Origin of the sequence: Saccharobesus litoralis (assembly GCF_003063625.1) — a bacterium.
GTDB lineage: Bacteria > Pseudomonadota > Gammaproteobacteria > Enterobacterales > Alteromonadaceae > Saccharobesus > Saccharobesus litoralis.
This window is the reverse complement of record NZ_CP026604.1, coordinates 1,188,741-1,211,120: the sequence shown is the minus strand read 5'-3', so window position 1 is coordinate 1,211,120 and position 22,380 is coordinate 1,188,741. Positions and strand designations below refer to the sequence as shown.

At 44.6% G+C, this 22,380-nt stretch carries 1 protein-coding gene; it reads left to right on the top strand.

The window, feature by feature from the left end; all coding sequences use genetic code 11:
- Positions 1-216 precede the first annotated feature (216 nt).
- Positions 217-22,359 carry an SDR family NAD(P)-dependent oxidoreductase gene (locus C2869_RS04275; RefSeq protein ID WP_108601776.1) on the top strand — a complete coding sequence of 7,381 codons (22,143 nt, stop codon included), beginning with the start codon at positions 217-219 and terminating at the stop codon, positions 22,357-22,359.
- Positions 22,360-22,380 lie beyond the last annotated feature (21 nt).

Sequence of the window (22,380 nt, the reverse complement as noted above, 5' to 3'; positions counted from 1 at the left end):
AAAGCAAAAAAAACAAAGCAAAAAAGCCAAAGCGAAAACCAAGTAACAACCAAAAAATATTAAGAGAGTTATCACCCCTCAGGTGATCGATTCTCTGCTGTTTAAAAAATATATCCACTTAATGTGAGTGCTTGTGTTGTGCGCTGTGGAATAACGTAGCAAAACAAAGAAAAATCGAGAAAAAAGCATTAGGTTGAACAACGAGTTTATTGAGTCATGGAATTTTCAGTTGCAAGTATTGCCAGTTATATCCAGCATATCATCGCCGATAAAATGGGCGTTGACCGAGAAGAGATCAACATTAAGAAACCTTTCTTTAGTATTGGTGTTTCTTCATTGGTCAGTGAAGAAATTTTAGCTGAACTTGCTCTGAGTTTTGATGGCTTATCTTCAACTTTATTGTTTGAGCAACCCTCAGTGACTAAGTTGGCTAAGCACTTAGCTAACTTAACACCAGAGTTTGAAAATGCACCTATCATAGAGTGGTTGACTGATAACGAAGCTGTTAATCAACAATCGCCCTCTGAGCAGCAATCTTCTGACATACTGCAAACAAAAAGCACGCAACAAACAGAAAAAACAGAGCAAGTAGCAAGCGAATCGTTAGCCAATAATGAAGTCGACGTTGCCAATACTGATAGCGCGGACAGCACTGAAAGCTCAGAAAGTACTGAAAGTTTCGATCAGCAAGTTAGCAGCGAAGATGCTATTGCGGTAATCGGTATTAGTGGTCATTTTCCTGAGGCCAGTAACCCACGCCAATTATGGCGCAACCTAATTGAAAATCGTAACTCGGTTACTCCTGTACCTGAAAAGCGTTGGGATGCTGAAGCACTCTTTTCAGATGACCAAACCGATCGTCAGGCGATATTTGGCAAATGGGGTGGCTTCCTTGACGGCATCGAATATTTCGACCCGATGTTTTTCCAGATCCCCTATCGCGAAGCTGAGCTGATGGATCCACAGCAAAAGTTATTTTTGCAATGTGGCTGGGAGTTAATGGAAGATGCGGGCTACGCTGACAAAGAATTGCGTAACACCGACAACATTGGCGTTTACGTGGGTGTTACTTGGAACGAATTTTCACTAGTTGTTCGTGACGCCAATTTAATGGAGCAAGCTTATAAAGGGCCGGGCTCTTTATACTGGGGCATAGCAAACCGCCTATCATACTTTCTTGATTTCAAAGGCCCGAGCGTTGCGTTAGATACCGCATGTTCATCTTCATTGGTTGCTATTCATGATGCCTGCCAAGCGTTACGTAATGGCGATTGTCAAATGGCAGTTGCTGGTGGGGTTAACTTAAATCTACACCCAGCTAAGTACCAATTTTTAAGTCAAAACCATTTCTTATCCTCAGAAGGTCTTTGCCGTAGTTTTGGTGAAGGCGGTGACGGATATGTACCAGGTGAAGGCGTTGCCACGGTGTTACTTAAACCATTAGCGCAAGCCGAACGCGATGGTGATTTCATCTATGGTGTTATTCGCGGTACGTCTACCAATCATGGTGGCAAAGTGACTGGCTATACCGTACCCAACCCAGTGGCTCATACAGATTTAATTAAAACGGCTATCGATCGCGCGGGCATTGCCGCTAACAAGGTTAATTATGTTGAATGTCATGGCACAGGTACTGAGTTAGGCGACCCAATTGAAATTACCGGCCTAACTAATGCATTTGCGCCGGATTCACTTGCAGCAGCAGATCAGCAAAAACAGTTCTGCGCGATTGGCTCGTTAAAATCAAATATTGGTCATTTAGAAGCGGCAGCTGGTGTCGCAGGCTTGATTAAAATCTTGCTGTCGATGCAAAACCAAACCTTGCCGGCAAGCTTGCATGCAGAGAACGAAAACCCGAAATTAAAATTAGCAGATTCGCCATTTTACTTAGTTAAAGAAAACCAAAAGTGGGCTGCTAGCCACGTTGATAATAGCGTCGGCCAAGCCGATGCCCCAGCTATGGTCGCTGGATTAAGTTCATTCGGCGCAGGCGGCTCAAACGCGCATTTAATTGCTCAAAACTATATAAGTGAGCAAAATTTCACTTCAAAAGACTTTGGTCAATTACCCGTCGTTCTATCTGCGCAAAGCCAAGCGCAACTAGCCCAAATGGTTGCTGATTTAGCAGACTTCTTTAACACCGAAGTCAGTTTATTACCAGCCGAAACAGCCAGTTGTTACAGTCTAATTAATATTGCCAGCAGCTTGTTAGCGGGACGCCAAGCCGAAACAGAACGACTGGTTATTTTGGCTTCATCAATTGACGAGCTACAACAACAATTGAATCAATTGGCGGCGACCGAAACTGAACAATGGCAAACCATTAACTACGTACTGCTTGCAACGGCAAAAGATAATCAAACTGACGGCTCGGCAGAGCAACAACTTGAGCTTGTTGACTGGGCTAAAGCTTGGGTTAGCGGTGAATGTGAAAAAACTGATTTAGCTTTATTTAGCGCGCTACAGCAAAACAGCCGAAAAGTACCATTGCCGACTTATGCTTTTGCTAAAGAACGTTCATGGTTGTTAGAAGGCTATCCGCTTGTGCCATTGGTGGATTTAACGCCAAATAACAATTTGTTGCACCCGTTAGTCGATGAAAATATTTCGACTGTCTATCAGCAAAAATTCGCTAAAACTTTCCGCACCAGCGAGTTTGTGTTGCGCGACCATTTGGTTAATGAAACTTACGTGATCCCAGGTGTTTGTCACCTAGAAATGGCGCGCAAATGTGCGTCAGAAGCAGTGGCTGAAATGGCGGTGGAAATTCGCGATGTTTGGTTCTCTAACGTTATTTCGGTTCCTGAAGAGCGTCGAGTTGAAATTGATTTAACCGTTGATGAGCAAGACCTGAATTATCAAATACACGATCCAGTCACTGAGACGATTTTCTCGCGTGGCAAAATCGCTTGGCCAGATGCTGATTACCAGCCAACTGCGGTAGCGCAATTAGATGTTCCAGCACTACAAGCACAAATGAATGACGAATGGGCAATCAGCGATGTTTACCCTAAGTTTATTGAAACTGGCATCATTCAAAAACGCAGTTTTCAAGTGCTAAAACGCATGCAGTTTAATGGCGACCAAGCAATAGCAAAGCTTGTGTTGCCTGATAATTTATTGGCTGAATTTGAACAATTTGCTTTTCATCCCGCATTAATGGATGGCATCGTGCAAACCGCAATGATGCATGTGCAATACACTAACGACTACGACGTTAAAATATTGCCGTTCCATTTCTCTAGCGTAAAACTGATTGCGCCAATGCAAACTGAAGTCTTGGTTTATTCACGTATTATCGACCAAGCGAAAAAGCAATTCGACTTAGTGTTAACGGATTTAGAAGGTAAACCACTGGTACAAGTCGATAACTTTATTTTGCGTGAAATGAAAGGTGATGGTGAAAACCCAGCGGTTAGCGATAAACAACAAGTCGTTGCACTAGCTCCTGAAGGCGAAGCTGAAACAGCGACTGACATTTTACAGCACTATTATTACCCAGTCTGGTTACCCTCTGCTTTGACTAAAGCCGCTGAGGTAGTAGGTGAAGTATCAGGTGAAACAGAGAAAAGCCTTGATGCACAACAAACCTTATACGTTTCCACGGTTAGCACTTCTATTACGGCAACAGATACGTGTCAGTTGTTACAGATTGTCGCTAATGAATCAGATAGCCAAGCAGCTCAAATCGACGCAGCTCAAACGAATACAGTTTATCAGGTTCAAGCTAACCAATTAGAACGTTATCAAGCCGTTGTTGAGCAACTAAAAACGATAGGTAAATTGCCACAGCGTTTGATTTTCGATTTCAGCCAACTAGCTGATTCAGACATTCAATTCACAGATGTTGGTCTCAATGTATTCTTGTTAATTAAATCGTTAATTACCCAATGTAAGTCGTTGCAGATTAGCGTATTAGCCGCAAAAGACAATACAGCTGCCTTACCCTATATCCAAGCACTGGCGGGTTTATTTAAAACTTTAAAAGTTGAGAAGCCAAACTTTAAAGGCAGAGTTTTCACTGTTGAGCAATCATTACTAGAAAATGTTACGGCAGACTTTAATTCGCTTAATCAATTTATTACAACTGATTGGCAAACTCAGAGTCAAGGGTTTGAAGTACTTTATCAAGGCACAAAGCTTGAAGACGCTAACAATAAAGGAATACAGCGTTTTAGCCGCAGCTTTAGTCAACTAGCCAAAGCTGAGATCAGAGAAGACATAACCGCATTACGCCACCAAGGTCATTATTTGATCACCGGCGGTATGGGCGGTATTGGCTTAGTGTTTGCCAAATACTTGCTAGAAAACTTCAATGCGCAAGTTTACTTAACTGGCCGTTCAAAGCTTGATGACAACAAACAGCAAAAACTTGATCAGTTAAACCAATTAACTGAATTTGGCCAAGCGCATTACATTGTCTGTGATGTCAACAACCAAACAAGCTTGAGCCAAGTAATAAGCGACATTGGTTCGCAATTAAACGGTATTATTCATTCTGCAGGTACGATTGAAGATAACTTCATTCTAAAGAAAACGGCAGATGCGTTTGTCCGCGTGACTCAACCGAAAGTCGTTGGCGCTAGCTTACTCGACCAACTGACTGCCGATATAGAACTCGATTTCTTCTGCTTGTTCTCGTCTGTAACGGCTATTTTGGGTAACTTAGGCCAAGCTGACTATGGTTATGCCAATGCCTTCCAAGATAATTTCTGTGCCCAGCGTAATCAACTAGTCGAGCAGGGCGAGCGTTCGGGCCGCAGCTTAGCGATTAACTGGCCGTATTGGAAAAATGGCGGTATGCGTTTAACCGACAAAGAAGAAGCAGTACTGACGCGCAACTTTGGTTTTACGCCATTAGAAAATGATACTGGCATTCAAGCGCTAATCGATGGTTTGCAAGCCAATATTGATCAGTTAGCGGTACTTGAAGGCGATCAAGCAAAAATTCAGTCGGTGCTTGGTTTGACTGAACCTGATCCGCAAGAAAATCCAGCAAGCAATGCTGACAAAGGTTCTGACAATACTGAAAGTGCAAAACCTGCAGCCATAAAATATTTAAGTGAATTATTTGCCCAAGAGTTAAAAATTCCAGCTGAGCGAATTGACCCAACCAGTTCATTTGAGCGCTACGGTTTTGATTCTATCGTGATGATTGATCTTATCAATATCATGGAAAAGCAATTCACCAGCCTGCCAAAAACACTATTCTTTGAATACCAAACGATAGATGAATTAGCCGATTATTTTGCAACTAATCACAGCGAACATTTTAGTGCTAAAACAGAAGGTAGCTCGGCAGCAGATAAAGGCACTAAACAACCCGCTAAAACCGCAACAGTACAGTCTGATTTTGCTATTGAAAATGTTGACCAAGCACAGCAATCGTTGCGTTTTTCCGCTAAGTTGGCACCGACTAAAGTGGTTAAGCCGACTCAAAAGTTTGCAAAAGCTGATCGATTAGAACAAAGCATCAATGACGATGATATTGCCATTATTGGTGTCTCTGGCCGCTATCCTCAAGCTAGCAACCTAGATGAGTTCTGGCAAAACTTAGCCAGTGGCAAAGACAGTGTGCAAGAAGTGCCTGAGCATTTATGGGATTGGCAGCAGTTCTATCAGCCGGGTAAACAAACTGCGGGCAAGAGTTATAGCAAATGGGGTGGCTTCTTATCTGATGTTGATCAGTTCGATGCGATGTATTTCAACATCTCGCCAAAAGAAGCCGAGACGATGGACCCGCAAGAGCGCTTGTTCTTGCAAACCGCAACTCATGCTATTCAAGATTCTGGTTACACACCTCAAACCTTGTCAAAACGTGCTAACGCCAAACAAAAGGTAGCGGGTGATAACAATCCAGTCGGTGTATTTGTCGGTGTCATGTGGGGTGATTACCAGTTGCATGGTGTGCAAAGCCAAAATGCCAGCCAATGGACAACCCCACGTTCTTTCTATTGGGCTATCGCTAACCGCTTATCGTATTTTTACAATTTTTCTGGCCCAAGTTTAGCCATTGATACCGCGTGTTCATCTTCATTAACGGCAATTCATATGGCTTGTGAAAGCTTAAAACGTGGCGAAGTTGACGTTGCGATTGCCGGTGGCGTTAACCTGACATTGCACCCAAACAAGTACAACTTGTTATCTGAAATGCAGTTCTTATCGACTGATGGTCGCTGTCGTAGCTTCGGTGAAGGTGGTGATGGTTATGTACCTGGCGATGGTGTCGGTGCAGTGGTACTTAAACCGTTGGCGCAAGCAAAAGCAGATGGCGACGATATTTATGCGGTTATTAAAGGCTCTGCGTTAAACCACGGAGGTAAAACCAGTGGCTTTACCGTGCCAAACCCTAATCGCCAAAGTGCACTCATTAAAGATGCCTTTGCTAAATCGGGTGTAAATCCACGTCACGTCAGTTACGTTGAAGCACATGGCACAGGCACTAGCTTGGGTGACCCAGTTGAGATGATAGGTCTCAATAAAGCATTCCAGCAGGATGATAAGCAATATTGTGCGATAGGTTCGGTTAAAGCCAATATCGGCCACTTAGAAGCGGCGGCAGGTATTGCAGCGCTGACTAAAGTATTGTTGCAGCTCAAGCACAAACAAATTGCGCCATCGATTCATTCCACTGAACTAAACAGCAATATCGATTTTTCACGCTCACCGTTTGCCGTGCAACAAGAATTGGGTCAATGGCAACGCCCACAATTTGTCGATCCAGATAATCAGCAAAGTATTGAAGTACCGCGTTTAGCGGCAATTAGCTCGTTTGGTGCTGGCGGTAGCAATGCGCATATTGTTATCGAAGAATTTGTCACTGAACAGCTTGCTGAAACTAAAGTCGTTGGTGAGCAACATGGCGTGCAACAGCAGCCCCAAGCTGTGTTGTTGTCGGCTCATAACCAGCAAGCATTGCAGCAAGCTGCTGCGCAGTTAGCTGGCTTTATTGAACAAAATACCGAGATTAACTTAGCTGATTTAGCCTATACCAGCCAAGTGGGGCGTGAAAACTTCGAGTTTCGTTTAGCGTTTATTGCCAATAATATTGCCGAGTTAACTACCGTAATTGCAACTTATTTAGATGCAGAAAACACAGAGGTAGCAACTGACAATATCTTAGTCGGACAAGCATCAAAAGCTGCGGGTATTCAACAAATTATCAATCAAGGTCAGCAAATGCTGAGCGATTGGTATCAGCAAAATGCGCAAGCTAGTTTAGCAACTATTTGGGTTAATGGTGGCGACGTTGATTGGAGTCAAATTACCCGTAACGCTAAGCGTATTCATATTCCGGGCTATGTCTTCACTACCAAACGTTTCTGGACGCCTTTACCGCACGAAAGTTCTAAAAACAGTCAAGTCGCCGGTGAGTTAACTAGTTTAATTGCCCAAAATGTTTCGACATTAGAACAACAAACGTATCTAAGTTTACTCAATGCCCAGCAGCCGCATTATCAAGGTCATTTAGTTAACGGCCAAGCAATTGTTGCCGGTGCGGCATTAGCTGAATTAGCCGTGCAAGCAGCGGCTTTAGCTCAAGGTCACGAAGTAACTGAGCAAGTCGGTTTGCACATTAGCCAAATCGATTGGTTAGCGCCTATTAACCTTAATGCTGATAGCGCTTCAGTGGCGCTACATACTGAAGTTGTACGTGATCCAGCTAACTTTGCACTGTGCGAAGTGCGCACAGCGCACCCAGACGCTTTCTCAGCACAAGAACACGCTTTCTCGTCACAAGCCCAAAAGTCGGCTATTGCAAAAAGCAGTGAGCAGACCGTTTATATGCAAGCGCGTTTAGCGTTGGCTGAACAGCAGCAAATAGCAGCTAAAACGTCGGCGCAAATCAATTTAAATGCCTATCAGCAAAAAGGTCAGATCTTAGCCAGTGGCGATGTACAACGTGTCTTTAGTCAATTTGCTATTGAGCTTAGTGGCAAATACACAGCAATCGAAACCATTTGGTCAAGTCCTAACTTCGCACTAGCACATGTTCGCACTGGAGGCAGTCAGCACACTGATCAATCTGATTGTTACCTAAATCCAGCATTACTTGATTGCGCATTGCGCACATGCTTGTTTATTGGCCAGCAAACTAATGGTACAGCTGGGCAATTGCAGGTGCCGCGCGAGTTGAGCAATTTATATAGTGTTCATGCATTACCGGCAGAGTTCTATGTATTGGCGACCCAATTGCCAACCGAATCGAGTACGGGAGCACCAGCGAGCTCTGCACAAAACCAGTACCAAAACCATTACCAACTGCAGTTAGTTGATGAGCAAGGGCAGCAGTTTGCAATTGTTGAGCGCTTTACCACACAAACCATTAGCAATTTAGGTACGTCGTTAAGTGATTCAGAAGCTGATCCAGTTAAAAAGAACAATGCAGAGAGTTCAGCCCAAGCAGGTGAGTCCGAGCAATTGCCTGCGGTTGAGTTGTATTTAAAGCAAGCGTTGGGCAAAGTCACCAAGCTAGATGTAGCTGATATTGATTCAGCTGTTGCGCTGGAAAAATACGGCATCGATTCCGTGATGATAATGGCATTGAACGAAGCGTTAGAAGCTAAGTTTGGTGAATTATCAAAAACGTTATTCTACGAATATCAGAACATCTCAAGTTTGGCGGGCTACTTTGTTGAACAACATAGCGAACAGCTAACTCAAGTTATTGTTGAAAGCCCTTTAGACACTGAGGTTGAGGTTACAAATTCGGCACAAGTTAGCAAGGTTTCAGAAAAGCAAGCCAACCAGCCAAGCCAACATGCTTTGCGTTGGGATTTTGCCCAGTTACGTTTGCAAAACAATCGTGCTCAAATTAGTGGTTCACAAGCAAACGGCCAACCACAAGGCGATATCGCAATAGTTGGTATTAGTGGTAAATATCCTAAGGCTGACAACCTAGACGAATTTTGGCAAAACTTACTGGCCGCTAGAGACTGTATTGAAGAGATCCCCGCATCGCGTTGGGATCTAAATCAAGAGTATGTCGCAAACACCATTGAGCTTGGTAAGTCGAGTGGCAAATGGGGTGGCTTTATCAATGGTATTGCTGAGTTTGATACTAACCTATTTAATATCTTGCCAGAGCAAGCCAAAACGATGGATCCGCAGGAACGTTTATTCCTGCAAACCGTTTGGCAAACATTAGAAGATGCTGGCTATGCACCAAGTTATTTTGGTCAGGCTGAACGCGAACGTAAGGTAGGTGTTTTTGCCGGTAGCATGTGGAATCAGTATTCGCAGCTAGGTTTGGAAAATACAGCCAAAGGCCAGCCGAGTATGTCCTACAGCTGGGATGCATCTATTGCCAACCGTGTTTCGTATTTCTTTGATTTACATGGCCCTAGCGTCAGTATCGACACAGCCTGTTCATCGTCCTTGTTAGCGATCCATCAAGCATGCGAGAGTATTAAAAAAGGTGAGTGTAAGGCGGCGATTGCTGGCGGTGTTAACTTATCGCTGCATCCATACAAATACCAAACTTTAACCCAAATGCAGATGCTGGCTAGTGATGGTCGCTGCCGCAGTTTTGGTGAAGGCGGTGATGGTTACGTGCCGGGCGAAGGTGTTGGCGCTGTATTACTTAAACCTTTGGCCGACGCTGAGCGCGATGGCGATCAAATTTATGCGGTCATCAAAGGTGGTGCAACTAACCACAACGGTAAAACCAATGGTTTTACCGTGCCAAACCCAAATGCCCAAAGCGAAGGTTTACAAACGGCATTGCAAAATGCCGGTGTTAGTTTACAAGACTTAAGCTATATCGAAGCGCATGGTACTGGCACTGCACTTGGTGATCCAATTGAGTTTAATGCGCTTAATCGTTTATTAAAAGCCGATGACCAAGCGCAGCAATCTGTCGCGTTAGGCTCGGTTAAATCCAATATTGGCCATTTAGAAGGCGCGGCAGGCATTGTCGCTTTAACTAAAGTGGCGTTGCAGCTTAAGCATCAAACTTTAGTGCCGTCATTGCATTCAGACAAGCTCAATCCAGCATTAGATTTCAATAGCTCGCAGTTATACATTCCGCAGCAAATTACTGCTTGGCAAGCTGAATCAGGCCAAAAACGTTGTGCTGCAATTGCCTCACTAGGTGCTGGCGGCAGCAATACTTATTTGGTTGTTGAAGAGTACTCGAATATCGAACGCTCAGAATCAGAAAAACAGCATCAAACTGGCGGAGATGAAGCACTTAACGAGCAACTTATTGTATTGTCGGCACAAAGCTTCACTAGCTTGCAGGGCCAAATTAGTAAGCTAGAAAACTGGTTAGCAACCGCAAATGATATCCGTCTTGCTGATGTTGCTTATACACTGCAGGTTGGCCGTGCTGCGCTTAGCCATCGTTTAGCTTTTAGTGTGACTAATATTGCGGATTTACGAGCTGCGCTTAGCTCGTGTCACCAGCAGTTGACTAGGTTAAACGCTGATTCTGCGATACTAAAAACGCATGTTTGGTCAGCAAACACTACGCAAATTCAGTATAGCTATGTAGCGAATGCTCGTGATAAAGGTTGGAGTTTCAGCCATATTGATGCAGCTGCAATTACCAACCGCCAGCAGTTAATTAGTGCTTGGTTAAATGGCGAAGCGATTGATTGGCAACAGTTCGCTGCATTGTTAAATCACACTGCTAGCAAAAACTTACCAGCTCGCCGCATCGCCTTACCGACCTATAGTTTTGAGTTGCAAGAATATTGGTTAGAGGCAACTGAAGCTGACTTTGCTAGCAAGCGTTTAGCGCCTTTAGTTGCCAGTAATGTATCAAATTTCAACTGGCAAGCTTATCAGTCAGAATTTAGTGATAGAACTCCACTGATTGCCGATCATAAAGTTGGTGAACAAACTATTATTGCGGGTACTGTCTTACTCGAAACCGCATTACAAGCAGCCAAGCTTGCGCAAACTTCATCGACGCTAAAATGCTCAAGCGGCCAAAGCATCTCAAACGCTCAAAGCAGCGAAGAAACAGGCCAAGGTTTGGGTGAGTTTAATCAAGCGCGTCATATTCGCTGGTACAAGCCATTCATTGCCGCTCCGCGCAAATCTGTGACTACGGTTTTGTTTGCCGATGAGCCACAAAGTTTAAGCTTTGAAATGATTGGCAGCGATGAGTTAGAAACGCTTCAACAAGCTGATGACTTCAATTCAAAAGTCAGTCGCACTGTTGCAGTTCAAGGACAGTTTACTCAGGTAGAGCTTGCCGCCAAACCATTGTTAGATTTAGTCACCATGCAACAAACCTGGTTACCAGCGACTAACAATGTAGCCGAAATCAACCAGAGTTTTGTCGAGTTTGGCCTTAATCTGTCGGGTGGTTACCAAGCCATTCGCTCAGTGCTTATTCCTCAGAAGCAAGTCGCTGCTGATAAAAATATTAATCGTTCTCAACAGGCGCTAATCAAACTAGAGCTTGTCCCTGAACATATAAAAGAACAGCAAGAATTTACGCTAGCGCCAGCCGTATTAGACGGCGCGCTACGCAGTGTATTGATGGCGCTTGTGTTTCAAACGCCGGTTGATGGTGCTAAATGGCAGCAGTTATTGTTGCCACGCTCATTGACTAGTTTGACTTGGTATCGTCAAATACCGACCACGGCATTTGCCCATGTAAAATTGGCTGAGGTTGACTATCAATTACAAGCCGATGTGCATGCTGATATTGATTTATACGATCAGCATGGCCGTTTAGTGGCTGAGTTAACAGGCTTTTATGCAGTTGCAGGTAACGTGCAGGCTCGTCGCACTGAAAATATTGCTAAAGACTTGGAGCTAAGCAAGCAAGAAAGTCGCGCTGTCGCGCAAGTAACACTTAGTGCAGCACAAGCAGTAACCACAGTATCTGCGGCCGCAGAGCAAGCATTAAAGCAATTGCTAACCGACGCATTTAGTCAAGCAACCGGATTTGCTGCCGCGCAAGTTCAATTTGCCCAAACATTCGATGCACTCGGAATCGATTCGATCACCATCACCAAATTAAATCGTATTCTTGATCAACACTTCGAGCCGTTATCAAAAACCTTATTCTTCGAGTGTAACAGCCTAGCGCAGGTACAAAGCTATTTAGTCGATAAGCACAGTGCGCAAGTTGCAGCCTTGGTCGGCGGCGCACAGTCAGCCGCCGCTGATAATGCAGTTCCAGCAAGGGTTGCGACAGAACAGGCCGCTTTAAGTGCCAGCGACCCTAAACAAACTGACCTTGGCTATACTTACATTAACTATAAAAGCCAAGCAATTGAGCTAAGCAGCCAAGAACTAACGCAAGACGATTGGATTGTGTGCTTTGGCTTAGCGCAACCGCAGTTATTGCAGTTACAGCAAACGAGTAAAGCCCGTCTATTAAACTTGGTGCAAAGCGAAGCGGGTGAGTTGCAAATTGATTGGCAAGCCGAGCTGGTAACCGCTGAATTCGATATTAGCAAACCAAACTTAGTTAGCGAATTACTCGCACAATTGGCTCAGCAGCACCCAACATCGTTGCAAGTGAATGTGTTCCAAACTGAGCGTGTCGATTACACTGTATCTACTGCTAGCTCCGCTACTAAGCCATCTGACATTAGCCAAGGTGTCGCAAAGCAAGTTCAGCAACAAGCAGATGAATTACTCAAGTTAATTCGTAGCTTTGCCCAAGGTTTGCGTCAAGCTGATTTAACTCTTGCAGTGCAATTGCGAGTGTGGAGTTATGGCTTCGCTAATAACCAACAACCGCACATGGACGCTGTCATTGGTTTAGCTAACGCTCTGCCAGCGGTTTCGCAACAACTAGAAATTGAGCTGATCCGCTTACATCCGGGCTTAATTACACATACATCGGGCTCTCAATCGGACACTAAATCGTACAACAGTACCGAAAAATGGCAGCGTATTGTTAGCCAGCATTTTGCCGCGCAAACTTCATCAACCGCCTTGTACGCCAACCAAGTTTTTGCCGGACAGGCGAACATTTTCGAGTACGGTTTAGATGAACAAGCGCGACTATATAAGCTAGCTGATGTAAGTCAGCAATTAGTTAAATCAGCCGCATTACCGCTGGCGAACCAATCAAGTTATTTGATCACGGGTGGTTTAGGTGCGATTGGTCTCGTGATGGCGAGTTATTTGGCCAACCAAGCACAAGCGCAACAACGTCATATTACTATCTACTTAGCGGGTCGCTCAGCGCAAACGAGCCAAGCTTTTAATCAACGATTAGCGGATAAGCCTGAACTAAATTCCTCTTGGGTTAAATGCCAATACATTCAGCTTGATATCAGCCAACTTGAAAATGTTGAGCAAGCCATTGCGGATATTAACGAAAATGCCGAACTGAAAGGCATATTGCACTGTGCAGGGCAGAGCGCCTCGGTCAATTTGTTGGATGCTAGCGACCAAGAGTTTGCCGCGCCGATTACGGCTAAGTTAGCGGGAACGTTGAATTTAGACCAAGCGAGTCAACAATGTGAACTCGATTTCTACCTGCTGTTTTCATCGGTTACTGCGCAAATGGGTGATTTCGGCGCGGGCAGCTATGCTTATGGTAATCGCTTCTTAGACAGTTTTGCTGCTACTCGCAATTTACAAACGATTAAAGGTCAACGCGCAGGGCGTTGTTTATCAATCGGTTGGCCGTTGTGGCAACTTGATGGTGTACAGCAAGATGATGAGGTAGTGCGCCAAGCGCTAAACGAATTTGGCTTGCAAGCTATTACAGCCGAACAAGGTATTACTATTGTGGAGCATTGTTGGGCGCAGGCACAAACCAATATTTTATCCCATGTTAGTTTATTGTTTGGTGACGCTAAAACAGTACGTGACAAGTTTGGTTTAGCTATCCAGCCGGTTGAGCAAATCGCTTCGGCAAGTTTAACCACTGAGTTAGTGATTGCATCAGATGCCAGTCATTCTGATGTTGGCCAATCTCATCAATTACCCATTAACTCACGCATTGCTAATGCGCTAAGTCAAGCGCAGCATCGTATTCAAATTGACGACGATATCGCGATTATTGGTCTGAGTGGCCATTATCCGCAGGCGGATTCTCTACAGGCATTTTGGCAGAATTTAGCCCAAGGTCGTGATTGCATCACTGAAGTGCCAAACAATCGTTGGAACGCTAATGATAACTTCTCGACCGATCGGAATGAGAAAGGCAAGGTTTACGCCAAATGGGGTAGTTTTATTGATGGTGTCGATCAGTTCGATGCCCAGTTATTCAACATCTCACCACGCGAAGCAGAATTAATGGATCCGCAGGAACGCTTGTTCCTGCAAACCTCACAACATTGTTTGGATGATGCTGGCTACAGCCGCGAGTTTTTAAGTCAACATGCGGTTGGTGTGTATGTGGGTGTGATGTGGGGCCAATATCAGTTATTCGACATTGATGCCGAGCAAGAAAAATATGGCCGACCGGGATCTTCTTTTGCTGCAATCGCTAATCGGGTTTCTTACTCGTTTGATTTCCATGGTCCTAGCTTATCCTTAGATACCATGTGTTCGTCGTCGTTAACTGCGTTGCATCATGCTAGACAAAGCATTTTGGCGGGCGAGTGCGATTATGCGTTGGCGGGTGGTGTTAATTTAAGTTTGCACCCCAATAAATATCAACAATTAGCGCAAGGCCAATTTTTATCAACGGATGGTCGTTGTCGAACCTTTGGTCAAGGTGGTGACGGTTATGTACCGGGTGAAGGGGTTGGTGTTGTTCTACTTAAGCGCTTAAGTAAAGCGATTGCCGATAACGATCATATTTATGGCGTAATAAAAGCGACAGCAGTCAATCACGGTGGTCGCACTAATGGCTTTACTGTGCCTAATCCTTTGGCGCAAGGTGATGTGATTAAATCTGCACTTAAGCAAGCAGCTTGGCCAGCGGAAAGCTTGTCTTACATTGAGGCTCATGGCACGGGTACCAGCTTAGGTGATCCGATAGAGATCAATGGCTTAGCGCGTGCATTTAATACCGAACAGCGGGGTTATTGTGCAATTGGCTCGGTTAAATCAAATATAGGTCACCTAGAATCTGCTGCTGGTATTGCGGGTATCACTAAAGTCTTGTTGCAAATGCAACACCAAACATTAGTGCCATCATTGCATAGCGACACCCTCAATGAAAATATCGATTTTGCGCAAACACCGTTTAACGTCAATCGCCAGTTGCAACCATGGCACCGTCCTGTTGTCGCAACCGATGCCGCTCAACGCAATCAAACACATTACCCAATGCGGGCTGGGGTTAGCTCATTTGGAGCAGGCGGTTCCAACGGACATGTGTTGATTGAAGAATTCCAAGCGGCTGATCGTATCGATTTTGCTGGCGTTAATTCAACTCAGCAAACTGTCATTCCAGTTTCAGCAATGTCGGCAGAGCGATTACAAGCGCAAGTTGCCGCACTTACTGACTTCTTGACGCAAACTGAGATAGATTCACCAGAACTGCACTTAGCTGATATTGCTTTTACCTTGCAAGTCGGTCGTAGTCACGCTGCTCATCGTTTAGCAGTAGTAGCTAGCTCAGTCGAGCAGCTAGTGATTAGTTTAAATAACTGGTTAGAGACAGGCTCTGATAGTTATGTTATTGCCGGTGTCGTGGACGGTCAATCCAGTCAATTAGAGTTGAGCTTAGATAGCCAACAAAAGGTCGAGTTAGTTCACTCATTTATCAATAAGCAAAACTTACTGGGTTTAGCATCTGCGTGGGCAACTTCGATTAACCTAGATTGGAACCAAGTCGTTGACGTTTTATACCCACAGCGTCAGCCTGGCCGCGTATCTTTGCCGGTTACCGTGCTGCAAACTCAGCGTTTCTGGATCAAACAAAAATCAACATCAACGGCGGTTGTCAATGAAGGATTACATCCGTTAATCGATCAGAACTTATCTAGCTTATTTAGCCAACAATACAAGAAAACCTTAACCGGCAGTGAATTTTATTTACGCGATCACCTCATTGGTATGGATCAAGCGAAGATGATCCTGCCTGGTGTGGCTTATATCGAAATGGCCCGTGCTGCGGCACAAAATGCTTTTGCAAAACAGGCTTATGTTACGGGTATTCGTAATTTAATGTGGATGTCGCCGATTGTTGTTGATGGTCAATCACAAGCGGTATTTGCCAATATCCAGCAGCAAAATCACGAGCTTAAATTTGAAATTGTTAGCGAGCTTAATGGCTCGCAAGCGGTTAATGCCAGTGGCGAAATTATTTATGCCAGCGAATTGCAAAATAGCGGTGAAATACTAGATATAGAAGCGATTCGAGTTCAAGCATCTGGCCGTTATGATGGCAACACGCTATACAACTACTACCGTTCTATCGGTTATCAATATGGTCCTGCGTTTCAAGTCACTGCTGAGGTTTATACTCAAGATAATTGGGCATTAAGCCATTTAGTCTTACCTGAGTTTTTGTTAGCGGGTAGTCAAAGCTATTTGTTACACCCTTCATTAATGGATGCGGCATTACGCACTTGTTTAGCCATAGATGGTCTGCAGCAGTTATCTAGCCCAATTGTGCCGTTTTCGTTGGAAGAACTGCATTATTATGCACCCGTTAATCAATCTTGCTATGCCTACGCGACTTTAGAGTCAAGCCAAGAGCAAAGCGGCGCTAGCCTTAAACGCTATGACATTAAAATTTGTGACGCAAAAGGCAATATTTGTGTACAGATATTTGGTTTTGCTGCGCGGCAATTGCCTGATTACTCGAACAAAAACCATTATTTTTCATCATTGTGGCAGAGCACCGATAGTGCGACTTCGATGGAGAAAAACAATCAGCCAATTGATGAGCCTTGCTTGTTAATTGCCTACCCAGGGCAAAAGTTAACCGAGCTGAAATTAGCCGAGAATATGATAATTGCGACTCAATCAAGCAATTATCAGCAATTAGCCAACAATAGCTACGAGCTCGATTTTACCGATAGTCAGCAAGTTAAGCTGTTATTTAGTGACTTAGCCGAGCATGATTTACAGCCCGCGACTGTGATTAATGGCTTAAATTTAGTGACAGATGAAGCCAACCTCATTTGTTACCAAGCTAAAGCAGACAAGCCAGCGTTACAAGAGCTAGAAACCACACTGGACTTTAGTATTTACACTACCCTGTATTTGTTCCAAGCATCTGAAGCGGTCAATGCTGGAGCTAAGGTTCAGTACTTGTATTTGCACCAACAGCAGCATGATATTTGTTTACCGCATAACCAAGCGATCAGCGGCTTTGCCAAATCCTTATTGGGGTTAAATCATAGATTTAGCGTGATCAGCGTTGGCTTACCGTCGAACAACGCCGATTTGTCCATTGAGCAGGTTGGTCAATTACTGCGCAATGAATTGAACAATGATGATGCTTATTCGGGAATTGAAATTCGTTATCAAGTATCTAAAGACTCATCCTTACTCACTACACAACAGCTAGAACAACAAGAGCAAACGGCTCAGTTAAATGATTCAGCTAGCCTAACGCGTTCAGTTAAACGTTACCAAGCGTTAAATGAAGACCAACTAAGCCAACAAAGCTTGCCAGCCGCCTTTACTTTCGCGGGTACTTATATCATCACGGGAGGTATGGGCAAACTGGGACAGATTTTTGCGCGGTACTTGATAACCCAGTTGCAAGCCAATGTGATTTTAACCGGTCGCTCAACTGCTAATGTCCGCACAGAGCAATTGTTAAATGAACTCAATCAACTTGGTGGAAAAGTTATTTATCTGACTTGCGATACAGCTAGCTTGGCCAGTGTGCAGCAGTTGTTAAGCCAAGCAAAAGCAGAATTTGGTGAGGTTAAAGCCGTACTTCATAGTGCAGGTGTTGTTGATGAAGTGAATGCCTTAGAGTTAGACCGTGAAGGTTTTGCGCAAACCTTACAAGCCAAAGTACATGGCGGAGTTAACTTGGTGCGTGCCATGCAGGCCGAAGCGGTCGATCATCTAGTGCTATTTTCGTCTATCTCTTCGCTTTTGGGTGATTTAGGCAGCGGTAGCTATGCCTATGCTAATAAATTCTTAAATGGTTTGGCAGAGTTTTATCAACATCAGAGCCTTCAGCCTATTAATAGTCAGCAAGAATTAGCAGCAGAATTAACCGTGACATCCATTAATTGGCCGCTATGGCATGAGGGTGAAAGCGCCGAAGGTGGCATGACTATTCCGGAAGATGAAAAAGCTGTGTATGACTTCTCTGGCATGGTTCCTTTGAACGAACAAGATGGTATTCGCGCGTTTGAAACATGCTTGCGTGCAGCCCAAAGCAATTTGTTTGTCGCTTGTGGTAATGGTGAAAAAATCGCTCGTACCTTAAAGGTGGTGACTGTTGAGCAAGTCAATTCAGTACAAGCTAACTCATCACAGGCTAGCCCAGAACCTGTAAGCACAAAACCAGCAAGCTCTAAACCAGTAAGCACAGAACCGCAAGTTGTTGCCAAGCATGCTACGACCTCAGCTCAGCCACAAACTGACAATGCGGCGTTACATTTCTTACTTGAGTCACTAGCAAGTGTGATCAAGATGCCTGCCTCGCAAATTGATAAGACGGCGCGTTTTGAAAGTTATGGGTTGGATTCTGTCATGCTGATGGAATTTAACAAAGTCCTTAGCGATACCTTAGGTGAACTACCTAAAACCGTACTATTTGAGTATGACTCAATCGATAGCTTGTTAGCGTATTTAGCCAATAAGCATGCTGATGCGTTAGCGCAATTCTCTGGTAATTCGCCCGAGCAAGCGGCCAGCGAAAAAAGCCTTCAATCGGCGAACGAAATATCAGCGAACATAGCGCATGATCCATTAAGCAAGCCACAGCAAGACAAGAGCACGACAAACCAGTTTGACGATAAGCGTGCAGAGCTAAAAGTTGCCAACAGTGCAAAAATGAATTTAGGTTTTGCGACAGGCCGTGGCCAGCAAGACAACCGTGTGGCTGTTGTCGGCATAAGTGGTATGTTCCCCGAAGCTGAAAACTTGCAGCAATTTTGGCAAAAAGTGGTAACTGGCGAAAACTGCCTGCGAGAAATTCCTGCCAATCGCTGGGACAAAGACGCCTTCTTTACTCAAGGCTTGCCAGCCGGACAAGGTTTAAGCTGCAGTCAATGGGGCGGCTTTATTGAGCGGGCTAATTTCTTTGACCCAAGCTTATTTAAAATTTCTGAAGCTGAAGCCCAACGCTTAGATCCGCAATTACGCTTAATGTTAAAAGTGGCGTGGCAAGCGCTAGAAGATGGTGGCTACAGCCCTGAAGCGTTAGCGCACGTACCATTTGGTGTGTACGTCGGGGTTATGAATGATGACTACACTTGGTTAGCGGCAGAGGCCTATCGCCAAACCGGTCAATACCAAGGGCCAGGCGCCTTTGCCAGCGAAATTGCTAATCGTATTTCTTACGCTTTTGATGTCAAAGGCCCCAGCCTAACCGTCGAAGCGGCTTGTGCTTCTTCTTCATCAGCCATTCATTTAGCCAGAACGGCGATAGTTAATGGCGAATGTGAAATGGCGTTAGCGGGTGGGGTTAATTTGAGTTTGCATCAGGGTAAATACTTGATGTTGAACCAGATGAAAGTATTAGCACCAAGTGGCGAAGAAAAAACCTTTGATGCCGCCGCAAATGGTTTAGTGCCAAGTGAAGGTGTGGGTGCGGTTATTCTTAAACGTTACGACCAAGCCGTGAAAGATGGCGACTTTATTTACGGTGTTATTTCTGGCTCTGCGATTGGTCATTCTGGTGTCGGCCCTGCGCAAAACTTACCCAGCGTTCAAGCGCTAGAACATAACATAACAAAAGCCTTGGATAGCGCAGGCGTGAATGCGCGAGATATTAGTTACATTGAAAGTCATGGCACAGGTACTGAATTAGGGGATCCGATTGAGCTAAAAGCGCTAAGCAATGCTTTTAAACGCCATACTCAAGATACCAGCTATTGTGCGATTGGCAGTAAGGCAAACTTAGGTCATTTAGAGGCCGCATCGGGTATCTGTTCATTGATTAAAGTCTTGCTTAGCTTTAAACATAATACGCTAGCACCGTGCGCCAATTTAAATGAAATTAATCCATCATTTGATGCTAGCCAGTCGCCTTTCTATTTCCCGAAAGAGGCGAAAAAGTGGCGTGCGCCTACCGCTATTCACTCAAGTGAAAATCAACGCTTAAGTGCGACATCACGCGAACAGAAAGGCAAGCGTATTGCCGGTATTAACTCTTTTGGTTTAGGTGGTTCTAACGCTTTCTTAGTGGTTGAGTCGCATCAAGCTAAGCCTCGTCAAATCGTCGATGTTAACCGCTTAAAACCACAAATATTTGTCTTATCAGCGCCTTCGCAAGAGCAGTTACAACGTATGGCTTGCAACTTGGCGGAGTTCTTAAAACAGCAAGACCAAGCCACGCGTGAAAATATGGATTTCTGCCAATCAGTGGCGTTTACCTTGCAAACTGGGCGTCGAGCTTACACAGAGCGATTAGCTATAGTGGCTGATGGGATAGATGAGCTGATCAATAAATTGGAATTATTTGCTAGCAAGACGACAAATATTGTCGCTTGTTACAGTGGCAACACAACCGCAGGCAAAGAGATATTACATTTGCTGTCGGGCTCTGATGGTGAAGCCTTTATTGAATCAACCATGTTAGCCAAAGACCATAGTAAATTGGCCGATCTATGGGTTAAAGGCTGTAATATTCCTTGGCAAATGTTACATGGTCGTGGCGTGCATCGCACACCGTTACCTACTTACCCTTTTGCTGAAAAAGAATACAGCTTAAAAACCTTACTCTCTGTTGCGGGCGAACCACAAGCGGCTGAGCACTTGGCTGTAAAAGACGTCGAAGTCACCAAAGCGGCAGCGCGTCAGCAGCAAGTCGCGGTTGAAAAACACCCAATTGCCACTGAGCATCAGGAAAATAAGCGCAGTTGGTTCAAGATAGCCCAACAGCTGAACAGTAAACTGGAACGCTATAATCAAAGTGCGCAACCGGCTCAAAAGCTTAAGGCTGAAAAAGTATTGCCAAAATCGGCACATAAGTTTGGTGACTTTGAAGCAGTTTACCTTGCAACGGCAAGCCAACAGGCGTCATTCGCGCCAGACATAACATCACGAGTTCAGCAATGGTCAATTAACTTGCCACATGCGATGGATGTTGAGTTACTAGAAAAAACGTGGACACAACTGGCTAATCAATTAACTGTACTGCGCACAGTATGGCCGAAAAATCGTAACAAGATTTATCAAGCCATTATTAGTCGAGCCGATGCGTTTGATTGCTCAGACATGTGGCGAGCAGTAAAAGCGAGTATTGGCCTTGATGCCGCCATGGAACAAAGCCAGTTGAGTTTGATAAATAGCGGTATTGCTTATCAACTGACTTGGTTATGTGATGATGATTGCAGTCAGCAAGCGGTTCTGAGCTTTGATAACGCGGTATTTAGTGCCAACGATAGCTTACGTTTAATGAAGCTTTTTGCAGCGCTATGTCAGCAAGATATCGAATTAAAAGATTTGTCATTGGCTGACTATAGCCAAATTGCGGTTATGCCGAGCAATGATGAAGCCCAGCAGCAAGTGAATCGCGAGTTCTGGCAGCAACAAGCTTTAACGTTTGAAGAACAACTACCTGACTTGGCTAACTTAGACAGTCAAGTCGTTGCTGCTGAACTGTGGTCGAGCGCGCCTAAACTACAAGTTAAATTACCAAGCCAGTTAGCTGAAAAACTGCGCTTGTTGGGTTGGCATTACCATATCGATTTGCAAACCATGGTATCGGCTGCCTGGTCACTAGTCTTGGCGCGTCACGCAAAAGCCAAAGCCGTCGCGATCAATGTTAATCAAGCGGCGACTGCTTTATCTGACATCAATCACACATTGTGTAGCCAGCAGGCAGGTTCTGAGGCCTTGCTAACCGTTGAGCCATTTGCGGCGAGTTTAAACAACTGGCCACAGGTGATTAAAACCTCGGTACGACAAAAAGTGGTCGAATGGTTGGTTGATATTCAGCACTGTGCCGCTCAGTTGCAAAACCATGCGCAAGTACCAAGTGAGGTACTGCAACAAACTCGATTACAACAATTGCCTATCGATAGCTCGGTAACTGTGTTTGACCTAACGACGCAACATGCTCAACCCCATAGCTGGCAGTTTAATCCTAAGGCGATTAACGGCTCGTCGACTCAAGCATTGCAGTTAATTGTTGAGCGAGACTTAGCTTCTATCGAACTTAATTTGGTATTTGATGATAGTCAATTTAGTGCGCAGCAAGTTGATACTTGGTTGCAGTATTTGGAAGTGACGTTGCAAGCATTTGTCGCTAACCCGTTACGCAATCCGGCAGCGATTTCATTGATGACGCGTGAAGAGTATCGCCAAAAATTTTGGCAGAACTTAGAGAAAGCAGACTAACGCTGTTCGATATGAAACGGG

Bases quoted from the DNA above. Each gene is read 5' to 3' on its own strand.
- C2869_RS04275 (WP_108601776.1), top strand. From the start codon at position 217: ATGGAATTTTCAGTTGCAAGTATTGCCAGTTATATCCAGCATATCATC.